The following is a 17,626-nucleotide window of genomic DNA, read 5'->3' on the forward strand; positions in this document are numbered from 1 at the left end:
TCGTCATGACCAAGAAGCCCCTCGCCGCCCTCGCCGGAGCGGCCGCCCTCGCCCTCGCGCTCACCGGCTGCGGTACGACGCAGACCACTCCGGCGGCCGAGGGCAGCGCCGCACCCGCGACCTCGACGAGCGAGGGCTGCGCCGACGACACCACAACGACCTCGACCGGCCCGGTCGAGCTGACCGATGCCTTCGGTCGCACCGTCACCCTCGACCAGCCTGCCGAGCGGGTCGCGGTGCTGGAGTGGCAGCAGATCGAAGACGTGCTGAGCCTCTGCCTCACCCCGGTCGCCGTGGCCGACGCCGACGGATACCGCACCTGGAACTCCGCGGAGGAACTGCCTGAGAGCGTCGAGAGCGTCGGCACCCGCCAGGAGCCGAACCTCGACGCGCTCTTCGCCACCGAGCCCGACCTCGTCGTCGTCGAGGCCTACACCCGGGATGACGCGATCATCGCGCAGCTCGAGGAGTACGGCGTGCCCGTGCTCGCCACCGTCGGCGCGAACGCCGAAGACCCGATCGCGCAGATGCTCGACACCTTCGGTCTCATCGCCGAGGCGACCGGCCGCGAGGAGCGCGCCCAGGTCGTCACCGAGGAGTTCGAGCAGCACCTCGCCGACGCCAAGGCCGAGGTCGAGGGCGCAAGCCCCGAGGTCACCGACTTCGTCTACTTCGACGGCTGGGTCGACGGCGGCAACGTCTCGATCCGCCCGTTCGGACAGGGGTCGCTCGTCGGCGAGCTCGGCGAAGAACTGGGCCTGACCAACGCCTGGACCGGCGAGGTCGACCCCGCCTACGGCCTCGGTCAGACCGATATCGAGGGCATGACCACGGTGGGCGGCGCGCACCTCTTCTACACCGGCACCGAAGACCCCGAGTCGGAGAGCTTCATCGACGCGGCCGAGTCGAACCCGGCGTGGGCGTCGATCCCGGCCGTCGCCGAGGGCCGAATCGCCGCGTTCCCCGCCGGCATCTGGACCTTCGGAGGACCGCGCTCGGCCGAGCAGATCATCGACGCGTACGTCGCCGCCATCACGCAGTGAGCACGCGCATCGCCGAGCGCTCCTCGACAGGGGTAGCGCTCGGCGTGCTCGCCGCGCTCTTCGTGGTGCTCGTCCTCTCGGCGGGGTGGCACCTCACCCAGGGGACGAGCGGCGCGATCTTCGCCGACCCGGACGTGCTCTGGGGGTCGCGCATCCCGCGTCTGGCAGCGGGGGTCGCCGTCGGCGTCGCGCTGGGGGTTGCGGGGCTCCTGATGCAGTCTCTCTCGCGCAACGCCCTCGCTTCGCCCGACACCCTCGGCGTCACGGCCGGGTCGTACCTCGCCGTCACCGCCATCGCGGCGTTCGGCATCGTCGTGCCGATCTGGGCGTCGGGCGTCGTCGCGTTCGTGGGCGGGCTCGTCGCCGCTGTGATCGTCCTCGGCCTCGCCGGGGGTGCGGGCACCTCGACCACGCGTCTCGTGCTCGCCGGCTCAGCGCTCGCGCTGGCCTTCCAGGCCGGGACGTCGGCGCTGCTCGTCCTGTTCTCCGAGGAGACGAAGGGCCTGCTCGCGTGGGGGAGCGGCAGCCTCTCGCAGCTCGGGCTCGAGGCCTTCCTTCGGGCGGCGCCGGTCGTCGTCGTCGCGGTGATCCTCGCCCTCGTGCTCTCTCGCCGCCTCGACGTGCTCGCTCTGGGCGATGACACCGCCTCGTCGCTCGGGGTGCCGATCCGTTCGACGCGGGTTGCCGGCATCCTCATCTCGGTGCTCCTCACCGCGACCGCCGTCACCCTCGCCGGCCCGATCGGATTCGTCGGCCTCTGCGCCCCCGTGCTCGCGCGGCTGCTCGTGCGGGTAGTGCCGGCGCTCGGGCGGCACCTGCTGCTGATCCCGCTGTCGGGACTGATCGGCGCGATCGTCGTCATCCTCGCCGACGCTCTGCTGCGCGCGCTCATCGGCGCGGAGGACGCGATCGCCGTTCCGACGGGCGTGGCGACAACGGTGTTCGGGGCGATCGTGCTCGTGCTGATGGCGCGGCGCCTCCGCGACTCGGGTCCCACGCGCCGGCCCCCGACGATGCGTATCGGCGTGCGCACACAGCGACGCTTCGTCGTGGTCGTCGCCGTCTCGGCGCTCGTGCTGGGCGCGACGGTCCTCGCCGGGTTGCTGCTGGGCAGCACGCGCCTTCTCACCGGCGACATCGTGCTGTGGCTCACCGACTCCGCCCCGCCGCTCGTGGCGTTCGCGTTGGATGAGCGCGCTCCGCGCGTCGTCGCCGCCGTCGTCGCGGGCGCTGCGCTCGGTCTGTCGGGAAGCATCACGCAGGCGGTCAGCCGTAACCCGCTCGCTGAACCCGGCCTCCTCGGCATCACCGGGGGCGCGGGCCTGGGTGCCGTGCTGGTCGTCACGAGTGCGACGGCGAGCAATCTCGGGATGCTGGTGGCCGCCGTCGTCGGGGGGCTGCTGGCGTTCGGGCTGGTCTACGCGCTGGCCTGGCGCGGTGGGCTGAGCGCCGACCGGTTCATCCTGATCGGCATCGGCGTCTCGTACGGCGCAGTGGCGCTGACCACCTTCGTGCTCCTGCGCGCGAACCCGTGGGACACCCCGCGCATCTACACGTGGCTGTCGGGCACCACATACGGGCGCATCTGGGAGCAGGTGGTCCCGCTCGCGATCGTGCTGGCGATCGCCCTGCCCTTCGCGCTCGCGCGCCGCCGCGACCTCGACATCCTCGCCATGGATGAGGACACCCCGAAGCTCGTCGGCATCCGCCTCGAGCGCACGCGCCTCGCGCTGCTCGTGACAGCGGCGGTGCTCGCGGCGCTCGGCGTCGTCGCGGTGGGCGTCATCGGGTTCGTGGGGCTGGTCGCGCCCCACGCCGCGCGGGCGCTCGTCGGCGCAAAACACGGTCGGTCGATTCCGGTCGCCGTGCTGCTCGGCGCCGTCCTGGTCGGCGTCGCCGACACCCTGGGTCGCACCGTCATCGCCCCGGCGCAGCTGCCGGCGGGCCTGGTCGTCGCGCTCATCGGTGCGCCGTACTTCGTCTGGCTGCTGTGGCGGTCGCGCGACGCCTGACGGGTGGTCCCGTTCCGGCCGGGAGAGCACGTCGATACACTCACGTCCTGCGGATCCGTCCGATCGATCTGGTGGACGTCCTGGTCTATCGCGTGGTGCTCGGGACGTTCATCTTCCGGCGCGCGGACCGACCCCGCCGCCGCCGGCTAGGGCTGCCGGGTCGCCCGATCGCGCAGCAGCTCGTGAAGGTACCCCGCCGCTTCCAGCAGCGCCACGCTCCGGCGGGTGAGATCGGCCAGTCGCTCCTCCAGCAGAGCACGGGTGTCATCGGTCATCCCGTCCGTACGGAGCTGCCCGAGCACCCGCGCGATGGGCGGCAATGGGTACCCGCCGCTTCGCAGCGCCGCGACGATCCGCGCCTCGCTGACGGCTCGCGCCCCGTATCGACGAGCGCCCGATCTCGCGCTGCGATCGGGGGCGATCAGGCCCTCCTCTTCCCAGTGGCGGAGCGCCGAGGTGCGGACGCCGAGCGCGTCGGCCAGTTCGCCGATCGTCATCGCATCGCGCTCGTCGAACACCGCAGCGCGGTCTGCGAGGACGGCGTCCAGGCCTCGGAGGGCCTCTCGGAGATGTCCGCGTGATCGCGCGAGGTCGACGTGGAGGTCGTCGATGCGTTCGGCGGCTGTTTCGATCGGGTCGTGGATCAGCGCGGGCATCAGCCGGCGCGCAGGGACGGGTCCGATCGCGGCGGCCAGTGCGCGATAGGCGCGGAGCGCGAGGATGTGAGAGGGCCCGTAGCGCCGATAGCCGTTCTCTCCGCGCTCAGCGACAGGGATGACGCCGAGCCGCTCCAGGTCCCGAACCTGCTGCGTGGAGTAGCCCACCTGTCGGCCGGCTGCCGCGGTCGTGACGAATCGCTCTTGAGGGTTTCGCACCTCTGTGACTGCACCTTTCGCCGAGAAGTCCACACAAGCACATCAAGCTCACGATGGAGAGATGGAGATTCAAGAGATCGTCGACGCCGTCCGAGCCTTCGACGGCGTGCTCGTGGTCATCCCCGACGAGGGGAGCGGAATGCCCGAGCTCGCCTGGGGCGATGTGTTCCTCTACTACGCACCAGATGGCGTGATGCCCGAGCGCACGCAGCCGTACGCGACCATCGTGACGAAGAACTACCCCGACGATGTGGCGTCTCGGCTCGACGAGCCCGATCGCTTCCGCGTGAACATCCACGTCGGTCGTGATCAGGTGGGGATGCTGACGGATGCCGGCGCGGAGCCCAGGACGAAGGATGCCTTCGTGCCGCACCCGCTCTACGGCGACGCGGGCTGGGTGTCTGTCGTCAACCCGGGTCCGATGACCTCCGACCGCGTGATCGCTCTGCTTCGTGACGCGCATGCTGCCGCGCGGGCCCGCGCGAACCGTCGCTTGTCCGGGAGCTGAGGCGTGCCCTCGCCGCAGACTCTGAGTGAGATCGACCGCCGCCTGGTCGCAGCGTGGGCGGCGGATTGCGCCGAGCGCGTGCTGCCGCTGTTCGAGCGTGTAGCGCCCGATGATCCGCGGCCCCGCGGTGCGATCGCGCGGACCCGTGCTTTCGCGCGCGGCGAGCTGGATGCGGCGGGCGAGATCCGGCGCCGCTTCGAGGCGGGGCGTGCCGCGGGCGGACTCGCCGATCCGGCTGCGGTCGCCGCAGCCCGCGCGGCTGGGCAGGCGGCCGGAGTGGCGCACATGGGCGCGCACGCGCTCGGCGCGGCGGCTTACGCCGTGCGGGCAGTGCGACTGGCGGCGGCAGATCGTCCGTATGCCGCTGCCGATGAGATCCGCTGGCAGCTCGCCGCTGTCGCACCCGACGCGCGAGCGGCTCTTCGTCGGTTGCCTCCGCTCGGCGCCGACGCGGCAGGGCCGCTCGGCAGTGGCCTGCTTGCCCGCGGTGATCTCGCAGCGCACATCCGGCAGATCCAGGCAGCACTGAGTCCTCGGTGATCCAGGACACCTGTGCCGAGGAGCGGCGAAGCCTGCGGTGGCCCGGGCCACGTGGCCGACCCGGTAGACGGCCGCGTGACGTCGAACGAGAGGCGCGAGCGCGTCGCGGTCAGAAGGGTGCTGGCGCATGTGGGTCGTCGACGGGTTCGTCGAGGATGCGGAATTCGGTGCCGGGGGTGGTCCATTTCACCCAAAGGTCGTCGGGGAGATCCTCTTCCGGTGAGAAGTGCACCCCGTGGCCGGGTGGGTTGTCGGTGTAGACCCTTCCGGTGGGGGAGGTCCACTCGATGACCCCGCCGTCGAGTTGCTTCACTTTCCAGGCGGTGAACTGTTTCATGCTGTGATGCCGTTGGCACAGGCAGGACAGGTTGCAGATCTCGGTTCTTCCACCGAGGGCGGCGTCGTGGTTGTGGTCGACCTCGCAGGTGCGGGCGGGCATCCGGCATCCTGGCCACCGGCAGTGCTTGTCCCGGCCTTTGAGGAACCGCATCATCGCCCCGGTCGGCCGGTACTGATCCACCGCCATCGTCAACCCGGTGATCGGATGGACGAGCAGCCGCTCCCACGTCCCGTCGGTGTTCCCCGCGAGAAGCCGGGCGGTGTCCGCGTCGATCGGTCCCACCCCGGCGAGATCGCACGGGACGTCACTCTGACCCATGAGCGCCATGACGGGGATGACGACCTGCACTTTCGCGGTGATCGTCCCCAGCCGGCCCGGAAGGTCGCCGTGACCGGTGGGGTCCAGGCTCGGGACAGCGGTGAGGAGCATGTCGGCGAACAGGTCGGCGCGGACCTCGTCCAGAGACCGGGTGTCACCGGCTCCCGGTTCCCGAGAGGCGATGACCTCGTTCGCCTGATCGGTGATCCGCTGGAAGATCCCCTCCACCAGCGCCGTGGAGTGCACCGACCGCAGCTCTGACATCCCGTCACCGATCGTGTACCGGGTGATCTTCCGTTCGCGGAACGCCCCCGCGTGCCGCTCCGTGAGCGTCCGGGGGTGCATCCGTTCGGCGAGGATCTCCAGATCCGCCCGCGCACGCCCCGGGGTCTCGTCGAGACAGATCTCCGCCGCGAGCTGATCGAACTCACCCTTCACCTCCGGCGGCAGGCGTCGCCCGACATCCTCCACCACCGCGACATGCGCCCGCGTGATCAGCCCCTTCTCGAGGCAGTGCACCGTCGCGGGGTAGTCGTTCACCAGCGCGTGCGCGGTGTCGATCTGGCGCTGAACCGACCGGTCCGACAGTCGCACCGCGGCCGCGATCTCCGCTGCCACACCCCGCAGCGCCATGTCCCTGTCCCGCACCACCGCGGTCGACCCCTCCGCCAATCGTGCCGCGAACGCCCCCGCCTCCGCCAACGCACGCGTCTGCTCCGCCTCCGCCGCCGCCAACGCCACCTGCGCAGCCTCCACCCGCGTCAGCACACCCGTCAGCTCAGACCGGTCCTCCTCGCTGAGGAGGGTGAGCCGCGGGTTCGAACGCATGTATGAATGATGGCACCATCCTCCGACATTGTGTTTCGAACGACGGCGGGCCGGATGCCTCTGCGAGCGCGCGCCGTCATTCCCCCGTCATCGCTCCACCCGATACCTGACGTGGGTGATCCCTCGAGACGGGATGACGCGCGTCGGCGTCATCCGGATCGGTATGTCGGCGAGCTCATCGAAGAGCTTGATTCCGGCGCCGAGAACCACCCCCGTGATGGCGAGCTCCATCTCATCGATAGCGTGGGCATCGAAGAGCTGTCGTGCAACGGTGGGGCTCCCCATCACATAGACGTCTCGTTCGCGGGCCGCGTCCCGTGCCAGGTGCAGGGCTTGGGCGGCCGACGGGGCGAACGTGAAGAGTGCCCCGTTTCTCGTCACCGGTTCGCGGCGCTCATGCGTGGGGATGAAGACGGGCATCGAGAAGATCGCATCGTCGCCCCACGCGGCATCGCCGGCACGGAGCGTCCGGGCGCCGAAGACGACCGCTCCTGCCGCGAAGAACTCGCCGGTCACCTGCGGGTGCATCTGCATCGACGAATCTCCGAACGCCCACCCGTGCAACACCGACACATCGCCATCGGGGCCAGCGGCGAACCCGTCGAGTGATATCGATGCGTAGAGGATGACGCTGGGCACAGCCCCAATGTATACGGCGTGAACATCGGCGTCGAGAGCGGGGGCGCCGAGCGGGTCTTTCTCTTGTCGTTCGCCCCGTTGGCACGGGTCTCCCTGAGTCAGGCGCGCTCCTCCGCGCTGATCTGGTACGCCGCCAGCAGCATCTTCACCGCGTTCTCCGCCGTGGAACGCGCGGGGGGTAGCCGAGCTGAGGGGTCGAGGAGTCCGACGTCGAGTGCATCGCCGATCAACATCCAGAGAAATTGCCTTGCGACGCTCGCCGCAGGGAAGGTGCGCAGCAGGCCGCGCCGTTGGAGGGCCGTGAAGTGGGCGGTCAGTTCCTCGACGGTCGCATCAACTGTCGCCGAACGCCAGGTTGCGGCAAGTGACGGGTGCCGAGGCTGTTCGGCGATCAGCACTCTGCGGAGCCCGACGACGGCGGGGTCGCGCGGGCTTCTCACCCAAATGCTTCTCGCCCGCGGGCTCGGGGCCGCAGGGTTCGCGATCGACTCCGCACCGACCGAGGGGGTACGGGTCACGCCGCTGTCGCAGGCGCGATCGCTCTTCCCGGCGCTGAAGAATCCCGCGAACTTCCGTCGCGCCGTCGGCTTCACGAAGGAGGAGTGGCACTACGCGTTCGCCAACGCTCTCAGCCGGGAGGAATCGGATGCCGCGTGGGAGCGCTACGCGATCCCGGCACCGGGCAACTGGGTGTGGGCCTACGGGTTGCTGGCGAACTTCCAGCCCGGGCACCAGGAGACGTGGGTGGACTACTCGGTCGACCGCGCGCCGCTGCTCTTCATCGGGGGGAGCATCGACCACATCATGCCCCCGGCGGTGAACAAGTCCAACGCCAAGCACTGGGGCAAGTCCCCTGCGCTGACGGACTACTACGAGTTCGAGGGACGCGGCCACTGGACCTGCGGCGAACCCGGATGGGAGGCCGTCGCCGACTACGCCCTCGACTGGGCGCTGCAGCACGCGCGGCCGCTGTCGGCCCGGTCGGACGCCTGAGCGGCGCGGACCGGCGGGGAACGGGGATGCGCCTCACGCGGATCGGCGGGCCGACCGTGCTCGTCCAATTGGCCGGGTGGCGCATCCTCGTCGACCCCACCTTCGACCCGCCGGGGCGGCGGTACGCCTTCGCTCTCGGCACCTCGAGCACGAAGACGAAAGGTCCTCTCGTGGCGGCCGCGGACATCGGGCCGATCGATGTGATCCTGCTCAGTCACGATCACCACGCCGACAATCTGGATGACGCGGGCCGCGCGCTCCTTCCCGGAGCGACGCACGTCATCACGACGCACAGTGGCGCACGGCGACTGGGGCTCCCGGCGGCGCATGGCCTGCGGCCCGACGAGTCGATCCTGCTCGAGGCTGACGGCAAGGAGGCGCTCCGGGTGCTGGCGACGCCCGGGCGTCATGGGCCGCCGCTCAGCAGAGCGATCGTCGGTGATGTGATCGGGTTCACTCTGCGGCGGCAGCACCGCCCGCATCCGGATCTGTGGATCACCGGTGACACCGTGCTCACGCGGAAGCTTCTGCGGGTGGCTCGCGGGATGACAGTGGATGTCGCCATCGTCCACGCCGGCGGGGTCGGATTTCCCGCGACGGGGCCGCTGACGTACACGATGACCGGGCGCGACGTCGTGCGCTTCATCGAGGCGCTGCGGGCGGGTGTCGTGGTGCCGGCGCACTACGACGGGTGGTCGCACTTCCGCGACGGGGAGGACGGGCTGCGTCGGGCTCTGGCGGCTGCTCCGCGTGGAGCGGGCGCGAGGGTGCGGTGGCTACCTGACGGGGTGGCGGTGGAAGTCAGCTGAGGGCGTCATCGCCCGCCCCCTGAGCGAGCTGGGCCTGAACGGCGCGGTGGACGTTGCCGTGTATGCGATCGGCGCCGATCCGATCCAGGACACCCTCCGCGTCGAGCGCCGGGATCAGCTGAGGCTTCATCCGCGCCAGTCGAAGGGCGATTCCCCTCTCTTCGGCGAGGTCGACGAGTTCGGTGAGCGTTGCCGCGCCCTGCGAGTCGACGAAGGCCACGCCTTCGAGGTCGATCACGACGGTCGTGATCGGTGGCTCTCCGAGCATGAGTTCGCGCACGCGCTCGTCGAACGCCTCGGCGGTGGCGAAGAACAGGCCGCCGTCGAGCCGGACCACGGCGATGCCGGGGAACGTCTCATCCGCGGGGTTGAGGACGATGTCGCGGAAGACCTGCGTTCCGGGCTCGCGGCCGAGCAGCGGCATGGCGGGCCGGGTCGAGACGTAGATCAGCCACAGAAGCGACAGGGCGATGCCGATCACGATCCCGAAGAGCACCCCTGACCAGAGCACGCCCGCCGTCGCGGCCACAGCGATCCAGAAGTCGAATCTCGACACGCGCCGCAGGCGCGAGAACTCCTTGAGGTCGATCATCCCGAAGACGACCGCATCGATGATGACCGCTCCCAGCACCGCTTTCGGCAGGTCGGCGAAGAGAGGTGCGAGGAAGACGAGTGTCAGGATCACCAACCCCCCGGTGGTCAGCGACGCAACAGGAGTCCTGGCGCCGGCCGATTCGTTCAGCGAACTGGCCGACAGGCTGGTGGAGACCGGCATTCCCTGAACGAGGCCGGCGCCGACGTTGGCCATGCCCTGCGCGACCGCCTCCTGGTTCGCATCGATCCGGTAGTGGTGTCGGGTCGCGAACGACCGGGCGTCACCCGCCGTCTGCGAGAAACCGATCAGCAGCAGGGCCAGCGCCGCGATCGCGATCTCCGGGATGTTCTCCCGCACGACGTCCAGGCTCGGCAGTTGAGGAAGAGGGAGACCGCTCGGCACGGTGCCCACCAGCGCAACGCCTCGCTCGCCCAGATCGAGCAGGGCGGAGGCGAGAAGGCCCCCGACCACGAGCACCAGGGCGCCCGGCACCTTCGGCGCCCAGAATCGCAACGCCAGGATGACAGCGAGAGCTGCGGCGCCGACCAGCAAGGTCGGGAGATGGGTATCGCCGAGACCGATGACCCACGACGCGAGTTCTCGCCAGACGTTGTCACCGTCTGCCGCGGTTCCGGTCAGTTTCGGCAGTTCGCCGGCGACGACGTCGATGGCAGCCCCGGCGAGGAACCCTGTGACGACAGCCCGCGAGAGGAACTGGGCGATCCAACCCATCCGGAACAGCGCGAGGAGCAGAAGGAGGATGCCGGTGACCAACGTGATCGCGGCCACGAGCTGTGCGGCATCGCCGCCCGTCACGCCGGTCACGATGACCGCGCCCCCCGCCACGGTCGCCAGTGCCGAGCTCGGACCGGTTGAGATCTGTCGCGACGTGCAGAACAGCGCGTAGATGACAGCACCCGCCGCCGCGGCGTACAGGCCGTTCTGCACCGGCACCGCCGCGATCTCGGCGTATCCGAGGTTCTTCGGCACGATCATCGCCACCACGGCGACGCCCGCGATGAGGTCGGGGCGCAACCACCGTCGCTCGTATCGGGGCAACCACTGCACGATCGGCAGGAACCCCCCGGTACGGTTCCTCGTCGCTTTCCGCACGTTCACCTCCCAGGGGCCCAAGCGGTCCGCCGGTGGCCCACTCAGGCAACCGTGGACCGTGAGCCGCCAGGGGGCATCATCCGCGCGAGATGATTCCGCGTCGGCGAGCGTTCCTCGACGTCGACGATCCACCGGCGCGTTCCCGCCGTCACGGTGTCGAGCCGGCCTTCGCGCTAGTGGATCGTCTCGCCCCGCTCGAGCATGGCGACGTACTGGGCGACGCGCGCGGCACGGGTTTCCGGACGCTTGAGGTTGCTGATGCGGAACGTCATCGCGAACCGATTCTGGGCCGATTGCGCAGCGAAGGCGGCAGCGATCTCCGGGTCGGCGTCGAGAGCCGCTTGGAGTTCGGCGGGAATGTCGCCGTCGCTCTGACGGTACGCGGCGTCCCAGCGGCCGTCGGCCTTGGCGCGGTCGATCTCGTGCTGGCCGGCGGGGCGCATCCGGCCCTCGGAGATCAGGCGCTCGGCGTGCTCGATGTTGACCTTCGACCACACTCCGCGGGGCCTGCGTGGCGTGAACACCTGCAGGAAGTAGTCGGCGTCCAGCGACTGCTTCTGGCCGTCGATCCAGCCGAAGCACAGGGCGACCTCGAGCGCCTGGGCATAGGTGATGCCCGGCCGGCGCGACGCCGTCTTGCGCACACGCAGCCGCACGCCGTCGGGACCGGGGTCGGAGGCGAGCCAGCGCTCCCACTCCTCGACGGTGTCGACGTGCAGCTCTGGCTTGGCGGAGGTGGCGACCATGGTCGAAGGGTAGAGCGCCGCGCCGACACCGGGCGGCTCGTCTCGCTGCGCTCGCTCGACGACCGGGGTCACGCCACCGATACGTGGGACAGCAGCGGGTGCCCCGGACCGAGCCGGGCAAGCTCGGCGGTGCCGTCGACGCCGGCGCCCTGCGCACGGCGGACGACGGCCCGAGGGTGCCGCAGGGCGAGCTCGCGCGCGAAACCCTCGCGGATGACCTCGGCGCGGAACACGCCGCCGATCGCGGCGACCTGGGCCTCGGCCCCTGGGTCGTCGGCCACCCGATCGAGCGCCGTCGCGACCGACAGCGCCAGCTCGGCGGCGGCGCGGCGGCAGATGTCGGCCGCTACCGCGTCATCCGCGGCGAGCTCGGCGACACCGCGCGCGAGCGCGGCGATCTGAGCGACCCGGTCGTCGGCCCCCTGCAGCTCGATGTAGGCGCTCTCGACCTCTGGCCACCGCTCGGCGACCAGCGTCGACAGCGCGGTGAGCCGACCCCGTCCGTCGTAGGCGCGCATCACGGCCTCGAGGGCCTCGCGGCCGATCCAATAGCCGCTGCCGGCGTCGCCCATGATGTTGCCCCACCCGTCGACCCGCGCGACGCGGTGCCGGCCGACGGCGAGCGTGACCACTCCGGTTCCGGCGGCGACGACGGCGCCCGGACGATCGCCGAGCGCCCCCAGATAGGAGGTGACCGAGTCGTGGGCGAGGAGCACCCGATCGGGTGACTCGGCGGCGACCGCGGCGCGAAGCGACGCGGCATCCGACTCCGCCTCGGTGAGCCCCGAAACCCCGGCGGCCAGCACGTCGATCTGCACCCGGTGATGGCGGGCGGCGGCGATCGCCACCGACGCCAGCTGCGGAAGCAGCGGCTCATGGGTGCGGATACCGGGAAAGACCTGATCGACCGGCGCCGAACCGTGCGGAGCGACGCGCACCTTCATCCCCGTCTGGCCGGCATCGATCGCGACCACCGCGCTCGCAGCAGTCATCGTGCCGCCTCCCTCTGCCAGCGCCGGTACGTCTCGCGCATGAGCTCACCCGCGGGTTTGCCGTACGGGCAGTAGTCGTCGTTCTCGACCGCGTCTTCACGCGCGTACAGTCGTGCCGGCCAATCCCACAACATCAGCCCGCCCACCCAGTCGCGGCCCTCGCACGCCTCGAACATCTCGGCGTAGTACGCCCGCTGCTCCTCGCCCGACGGCGCCCCGGCGAGGCTCCAGTCGTTCGGCAACCGCGCCGACCCCTCACGGCTCGGGCACCCCGCCTCCATGAAGAAGAACGGCTTGCCCTCGCGCTTCACCACGGCCTCGATCCGGTCGAGGTGCTGCGTCCAGGTGCCGGTGGGGTAGTAGCCGCTCGACGAGATCACGTCGACGGCGTCCCACCAGGTGATGTGGTCTTCCTGGTACTTGTCGCAGTTGTAGGTGAGGAGGCCGGAGTACACCGCACGGATGTCGGCGATGAGCGCCCGCCAGTGCGCCTCCTGCCCGTCGGCACGCACCATCTCGCAGCCGATGCAGAGCATCGCCACACCCTCCGCTTCGGCGATCCGCGCGGCGTGCAGCAGGAACCGCCGGTACGAGGCGAACCACTGCGTCCATGACGGCTCGCCCGGCACCTCCCAGTCGAAGAAGCCGATGTGCGCCCGCCAGGTGCCGTCGGCGACGTTCACCACAGGCTTGAGCGCCACCTTCAGCCCGAGCCCGTGGGCGCGACGGATGGCGGCGACGATCTCATCGTCGGTGACCGTGGGGTCGTTTTCGAAAGGGATGTCGGTGGAGAACGCGGTCGCCTGCTCGGCCGCATACGCCAGCGCCGTCCAGGTGACCCCGTGCTCGGCCATCGCGGTCATCGAGGCCTCGGCCTCGGGGGTGTCCCACTCGCCGCGGACGCCGACCCAGCCCCAGGTCATGCCGCAGACCGGCCCGCCCTCGATCGTCACGGGCTCACCAGTTCGTTGAGCGTGCGCGCCACGCGCGGGTCGGCCAGCTGCGCAGCATCCAGCGTGCCCTCGTGGCGAATGCGCACGGTCGTGCGCTCGCCGGGAAGGAGCGTGATGAGGCCCTCCTCGGCGTGCGCGGCCGGGTCGACCTTGTCGACGAGGAAGGTCAGGTCGCGCACCAGCGAGGTCGCGGTGACGGTCACCATGCTGCCGCCCTCGACGGGGGAGACCTCGAGGTCGAACTCCGCCGGCGGAAGCGCGCTGTCGCGAGCCTCGGCGAAGAACCACGTGCCGCGCACCTCACCGGCGTCGGCGATCAGGAACTCGGCGTTCGCAGCATCCGTCTGCGCCAGCTCGCTCGACAACGCCAGCGTCGCCGTCCCGTGCGCGGCGACGGCGAACCCGAGCGACTCGTCCGCGCGGAGGTCACCGCCGAAAGTGAGACGACGCACATGCAGCGTGCCCGACCACTCCTCGCCGGTGTCGTTCGTCACGATGGCTGCCAGCCCGCCCTCACGCGGCTGGAAAGAGACGGTGCGCGCCGCGAAAGCGCGTCGCAGCGCGTGGAAGAGCGGCTTCGGTCGCTCGTCTCCGTCGATCGCCGCCCACGAGGTGACCGGCCAGCAGTCGTTGAGCTGCCACACGATCGCCCCCATGGTGTGCGGCGCCCACGAGCGGAAGTGCTCCAGCGCCGTACGCACCGCGATCGCCTGGTTCAGCTGCATCGCCCAGTGCCAGGTCTCCATGTCGTCGGGCACGCGCAGGTGCGGCACGAGACCGGCGGTGAGCTTGACGTTGCCCTCCATCGCCTTCTGGTGCACGATCATGCCCGGCGACTCGGGCGTGAGCGGGTCGTCCGACACCGAACGGCGAAGGGTCGTCCACGCGGGCGGGCCCTGCCAGCCGAACTCGGCGACGAAGCGCGGCCGGTGCTCGCGGTAGGTGAGCCAGTCCTGCCGGTTCCACTGCTCCCACAGGTGCATCGATCCGTGCTCTTCGGCGTTCGGGTGCTGTCCGCCCGGGCTGAAGGGACTCCCCGGCGCGTACGGCACGTGCGAGGCGAGCTCGGAGATGAGACGAGGGAAGAGGTCGTGATAGTAGTACGCGCCCCAGGTGCGGCCGTCGAGTCGGCGCTTCCAGTCCCAGTCCTCGTAACCCCAGAGGTTCTCGTTGTTGCCGGTGAGCAGGACGAGTGAGGCATGGGATGCCAGACGAACGATGTTCTCGCGTGCCTCCGCCTCGATCTCGGAGCGCAGCGGCTCCTCCTCGGGGTACGCGGCGCAGGCGAAGAGGAAGTCCTGCCAGGTGAGGAGGCCGAGCTCATCGCACAGGTCGTAGAAGTCGTCGCTCTCGTAGATGCCGCCGCCCCACACCCGGATGAGGTTGAGGTTCGCCTCGAGCGCCTGGCGCAGCCGTCGCTCGTAGCAGGCACGGTCGACCCGAACCGGCAGGGCGTCGTCGGGGATCCAGTTCGCCCCCTTGACGAAGACCGGCTGGTCGTTGACGACGAGGGTGAACGGTGTGCCGGCGTCGTCGGGCGCGGTGTCCCACTCCACGGTGCGGAAGCCCACACGGCGCTCGGCGGTGTCGACGGTCTCCTCGGCCTCGAGCAGGTCGACCGCCACCTCGTACAGGTGGGGCTCGCCGTAGCCGGCAGGCCACCAGCGCTCGACCTGGTCGAGGTTCAGCTGACCCGTGACCTCGTCGCCGCCTGCCGGCACCGAGGCGACGGTCTCGGCACCGCCGACACGGAGCCGCACGCGCAGGTCATCCGTTGCCGGCCGCGCCGCGGCATCCGCTCGTTCGATCCGCACGGTCGCGGCGACGCGCCCTCCCTCGCCTTCGGGCGTGGCGTGGGTGCGTACCTCGGCCAGCCGCGCGGTCGACCACGACTCCAGGCGCACCTCGCGCCAGATGCCGGAGGTGAAGGTGGCGATGCCCCAGTCCCAGCCGAAGTTGCAGGCCGATTTGCGGATCGCTTCGTAGGGGAGGGGATAGGGCCGCGGGCGCGCACCGAGTGCGACGCTCTGCGCGTTGGCGTAGGGCACCGGCGCGGTGAAGTGCACCACGAGGTCGTTCTCACCATCGCGGAGCAGCCCGGCCGTGTCGAGCGGGATGCGGTAGGAGCGGTGCTGATTCGCCGTCTCGGCGACGGTGCGCCCGTTGACCTCGACGCGGGCGACGGTGTCGAGGCCGTCGAAGACGAGGTCGTGGCGTTCGTGGCCGTCGGGGGCCCACGAGAACGTCGTGCGGTAGGACCAGTCGACGCGGCCGATCCAGGCGAGAAGCGCCTCGTTGTCATCGAGGTACGGGTCGGGAATGAGACCCGCGGCAAGCAGATCGGTGTGCACGCAGCCGGGAACCTCCGCCGGCACGGGCGCGTCGACCACCTGCGTCCGCATCGCGTCGGGCACCGGGCCCGCGGTGGCCTGCAGGGTCCATCCGTCGGCGATCGGGCGGCGGATGAGAGGGGTGAGGGTCACTTGACGGCTCCGGCGGTCAGGCCGCGATAGATCCAGCGCTGCAGAGCGAGGAACGCGACGAGGGTGGGGATGATGACGAGGATCGTGCCGGCGGCGATGATCTCCCAGTTCGCGCCGAACGGTCCTTTGAATCGGAACAGCGACGTGGAGATCAGGCCCTCCGACGGCAGGTACAGGAAGGGAAGGTAGAACTCGTTGTAGATGGCGATCCCCTTGATGATCACGACCGTGGCGATCGCGGGCTTGAGCAGCGGCAGCACGATGCGCCAGTAGATCGTCCACCGGTTCGCGCCGTCGATCATCGCCGCCTCGTCGAGGGAGACGGGGATCGACTGCATGAACTGGATGAAGATGTAGATCGAGATGATGTCGGTGCCCATGAACAGCAGCACGAGCGCCGCCATCGAGTCGTAGAGCCCCAGACCGTTGATGATCTGGAACGTCGCGACCTGACTCGTCACTCCGGGGATCAGCGTGGCGACGAGGAAGAGCCCGACGACCAGCTTCTTTCCTCGGAAGCGGAAGCGGTCGAGCGCGTACGCGGCGGTGGTGCCGATGAAGATGGTGCCCACCAGCGAGAACGCCAGCACGATCGTGGTGTTGATGAACCCCTCGACCATGCCGCCCTGCTCGAAGGCGATGACGAAGTTCTCGAGGTTGAACCATGACCCCGGCGCCTCGAAGGGCCCGGTCGTGCCGATCTCCTGCGAGGTCTTCAGGCTCGCGATCAGCACGACCGACAGGGGCACGAGCGTGACCACCACCCCGGCGATGAGCGACAGGTACTTCACAGTCGCGCCGATCGAGCGGCCGGCGCGGGGAGGACGGAGGGCGGTCGCGCTCATGTCAGGTCCACCTTCTCGTCGGGGAACACTCTTCGCTGCACCCAGGTCACGATGAGCACGATCGCCAGGAGAACGATCGCCATGGCCGACGCCAGCCCGACCTGCCGGAATGTGAACGCCGTCTGCAAGGTCTGGATGACGAAGGTCGAGGTGCCATTGGCCCCGCCGGTCATGATGAAGGGGATCTCGAACACCGAGAGGCTGCCGGCGACGGCGAGGATGAAGCTCAGCCCGATGATCCGACGGATGCCGGGGAAGGTCAGCGCCCAGAACTGCTGCCAGTCGTTCGCGCCGTCGATCTCGGCAGCCTCGTACAGCTCGCGGGGGATCGACTGCATCGCGCCGAGGAAGAGCACGAAGTTCATACCGGTGTAGCGCCACACACTCGTGCCGGCCAGAGAGAAGTTCGCCACGTTTGGGTCGCCGAGCCACTGGGGAGTGTCGGCCATGCCGAACCAGCCGAGCACGGTGTCGAGCGTGCCGCCGGGCTGGAAGAGGTAGAGGAAGACGAATCCGATGGCGACGCCGTTGACGAGGTAGGGGAAGAAGAGCACCCCGCGGAAGAAGTTCGAGAACCGCGTGCGGGTCGACAGGAGCGCGGCGAAGTAGAGCGCGATCGCCATCTGCACGAAGGCGCCGATGAAGTAATAGATGCTGACGAAGAAGACCCCGAACACGCGAGGGTTGGTGAACACCTCGAGGTAGTTCTGCAGTCCGATGAAGTTCTGCTCTTTGTCGATGCCGTCCCAGTCGGTGAGGCTGTACCAGAGCATGTTGGCCGCGGGCAGGTAGGTCAGCAGAAGCAGCAGACCGACGGCGGCCGCGATGAAGAGATAGGGCGTCAGTCGATTCAGGATGCTGCGCCGGCCGGCCGGGCGGCGGCCACGGCGCCGGCTGCTGCGCGACGGCCGCGGGGCGATCGGGACGATGGCGGGGCCCGGCGCGGCGGGAGCGTCGGGGGCTGCGGCGGTGAACGACATGATTCCTCCGTGGT

17 protein-coding genes are annotated in these 17,626 nt (G+C 69.9%); 6 read left to right on the plus strand and 11 right to left on the minus strand.

What is annotated here, in order from left to right:
• The first annotated feature begins 5 nt into the window (after positions 1–5).
• Both V6S02_RS02065 and V6S02_RS02070 read left to right on the plus strand, forming a co-directional pair.
• A complete protein-coding gene (locus V6S02_RS02065) occupies positions 6–1,043 on the plus strand; it encodes an iron-siderophore ABC transporter substrate-binding protein (protein WP_124292563.1) in 1,038 nt (345 codons plus the stop codon).
• Entirely contained in the window at positions 1,040–3,055 is a 2,016-nt protein-coding gene (locus V6S02_RS02070) for an iron ABC transporter permease (protein WP_336399680.1), read from the plus strand. The genes V6S02_RS02065 and V6S02_RS02070 overlap by 4 nt, the downstream gene beginning before the upstream one ends.
• A gap of 146 nt (positions 3,056–3,201) precedes the next feature.
• Here V6S02_RS02070 and V6S02_RS02075 read toward each other — a convergent pair whose 3' ends face one another.
• A complete protein-coding gene (locus V6S02_RS02075; RefSeq protein ID WP_336399681.1) occupies positions 3,202–3,930 on the minus strand; it encodes a MerR family transcriptional regulator in 729 nt (242 codons plus the stop codon).
• Between the two features lie 61 nt (positions 3,931–3,991).
• Between V6S02_RS02075 and V6S02_RS02080 the strand changes: the two genes are divergently transcribed.
• Positions 3,992–4,438, plus strand: a complete 447-nt coding sequence (locus V6S02_RS02080; protein ID WP_336399682.1) for a DUF6194 family protein — start codon at positions 3,992–3,994, stop codon at positions 4,436–4,438.
• 3 nt (positions 4,439–4,441) lie between these two features.
• Complete coding sequence (locus V6S02_RS02085) at positions 4,442–4,978, plus strand: putative immunity protein (RefSeq protein WP_336399683.1); 537 nt, start codon at positions 4,442–4,444, stop codon at positions 4,976–4,978.
• A 109-nt stretch (positions 4,979–5,087) separates the two neighbouring features.
• Here V6S02_RS02085 and V6S02_RS02090 read toward each other — a convergent pair whose 3' ends face one another.
• The 3 genes from V6S02_RS02090 to V6S02_RS02100 all read right to left on the minus strand — a co-directional run bounded on the left by V6S02_RS02090 (position 5,088) and on the right by V6S02_RS02100 (position 7,621).
• Positions 5,088–6,464, minus strand: coding sequence for an HNH endonuclease signature motif containing protein (locus V6S02_RS02090; protein ID WP_336399684.1), 1,377 nt, complete (start codon positions 6,462–6,464; stop codon positions 5,088–5,090).
• 87 nt (positions 6,465–6,551) lie between these two features.
• Positions 6,552–7,103 carry a dihydrofolate reductase family protein gene (locus V6S02_RS02095; protein WP_336399685.1) on the minus strand — a complete coding sequence of 184 codons (552 nt, stop codon included), beginning with the start codon at positions 7,101–7,103 and terminating at the stop codon, positions 6,552–6,554.
• 98 nt (positions 7,104–7,201) lie between these two features.
• Positions 7,202–7,621, minus strand: a complete 420-nt coding sequence (locus tag V6S02_RS02100; RefSeq protein WP_336399686.1) for a TetR/AcrR family transcriptional regulator C-terminal domain-containing protein — start codon at positions 7,619–7,621, stop codon at positions 7,202–7,204.
• On the opposite strand from V6S02_RS02100, the gene V6S02_RS02105 reads away from it, so the two are divergent.
• Together V6S02_RS02105 and V6S02_RS02110 are read left to right on the plus strand one after the other, a co-directional pair.
• On the plus strand, positions 7,548–8,096 hold the full coding sequence (locus tag V6S02_RS02105) for a hypothetical protein (protein WP_336399687.1): 549 nt from the start codon (positions 7,548–7,550) through the stop codon (positions 8,094–8,096). The two genes, V6S02_RS02100 and V6S02_RS02105, sit on opposite strands and share 74 nt — an antisense overlap.
• Before the next feature lie 26 nt (positions 8,097–8,122).
• A complete protein-coding gene (locus V6S02_RS02110; protein WP_336399688.1) occupies positions 8,123–8,905 on the plus strand; it encodes an MBL fold metallo-hydrolase in 783 nt (260 codons plus the stop codon).
• Here the strand turns inward: V6S02_RS02110 and V6S02_RS02115 are convergent.
• The 7 genes from V6S02_RS02115 to V6S02_RS02145 form a co-directional block, all read right to left on the minus strand.
• Positions 8,898–10,619, minus strand: coding sequence for a SulP family inorganic anion transporter (locus tag V6S02_RS02115; protein WP_336399689.1), 1,722 nt, complete (start codon positions 10,617–10,619; stop codon positions 8,898–8,900). The two genes, V6S02_RS02110 and V6S02_RS02115, sit on opposite strands and share 8 nt — an antisense overlap.
• 167 nt (positions 10,620–10,786) lie before the next feature.
• Positions 10,787–11,359 carry a YdeI/OmpD-associated family protein gene (locus tag V6S02_RS02120; protein WP_336399690.1) on the minus strand — a complete coding sequence of 191 codons (573 nt, stop codon included), beginning with the start codon at positions 11,357–11,359 and terminating at the stop codon, positions 10,787–10,789.
• 68 nt (positions 11,360–11,427) lie between these two features.
• Entirely contained in the window at positions 11,428–12,351 is a 924-nt protein-coding gene (locus tag V6S02_RS02125) for an N-acetylglucosamine kinase (protein WP_336399691.1), read from the minus strand.
• Positions 12,348–13,304: a glycoside hydrolase family 113 gene (locus V6S02_RS02130; protein ID WP_442927887.1), complete on the minus strand. Its 957-nt coding sequence runs from the start codon at positions 13,302–13,304 to the stop codon at positions 12,348–12,350. Before V6S02_RS02130 ends, V6S02_RS02125 begins: the two co-directional genes overlap by 4 nt.
• Positions 13,301–15,787: a glycoside hydrolase family 2 protein gene (locus V6S02_RS02135; RefSeq protein WP_336399692.1), complete on the minus strand. Its 2,487-nt coding sequence runs from the start codon at positions 15,785–15,787 to the stop codon at positions 13,301–13,303. Before V6S02_RS02135 ends, V6S02_RS02130 begins: the two co-directional genes overlap by 4 nt.
• Positions 15,784–16,632 (minus strand): carbohydrate ABC transporter permease, encoded by an 849-nt coding sequence (locus tag V6S02_RS02140; protein ID WP_336399693.1) that lies wholly within the window; start codon positions 16,630–16,632, stop codon positions 15,784–15,786. Before V6S02_RS02140 ends, V6S02_RS02135 begins: the two co-directional genes overlap by 4 nt.
• A complete protein-coding gene (locus V6S02_RS02145) occupies positions 16,629–17,612 on the minus strand; it encodes a carbohydrate ABC transporter permease (RefSeq protein WP_336399694.1) in 984 nt (327 codons plus the stop codon). Before V6S02_RS02145 ends, V6S02_RS02140 begins: the two co-directional genes overlap by 4 nt.
• Positions 17,613–17,626 lie beyond the last annotated feature (14 nt).

The sequence above is a fragment of the Microbacterium sp. CCNWLW134 genome, assembly GCF_037083565.1.
GTDB lineage: Bacteria > Actinomycetota > Actinomycetes > Actinomycetales > Microbacteriaceae > Microbacterium.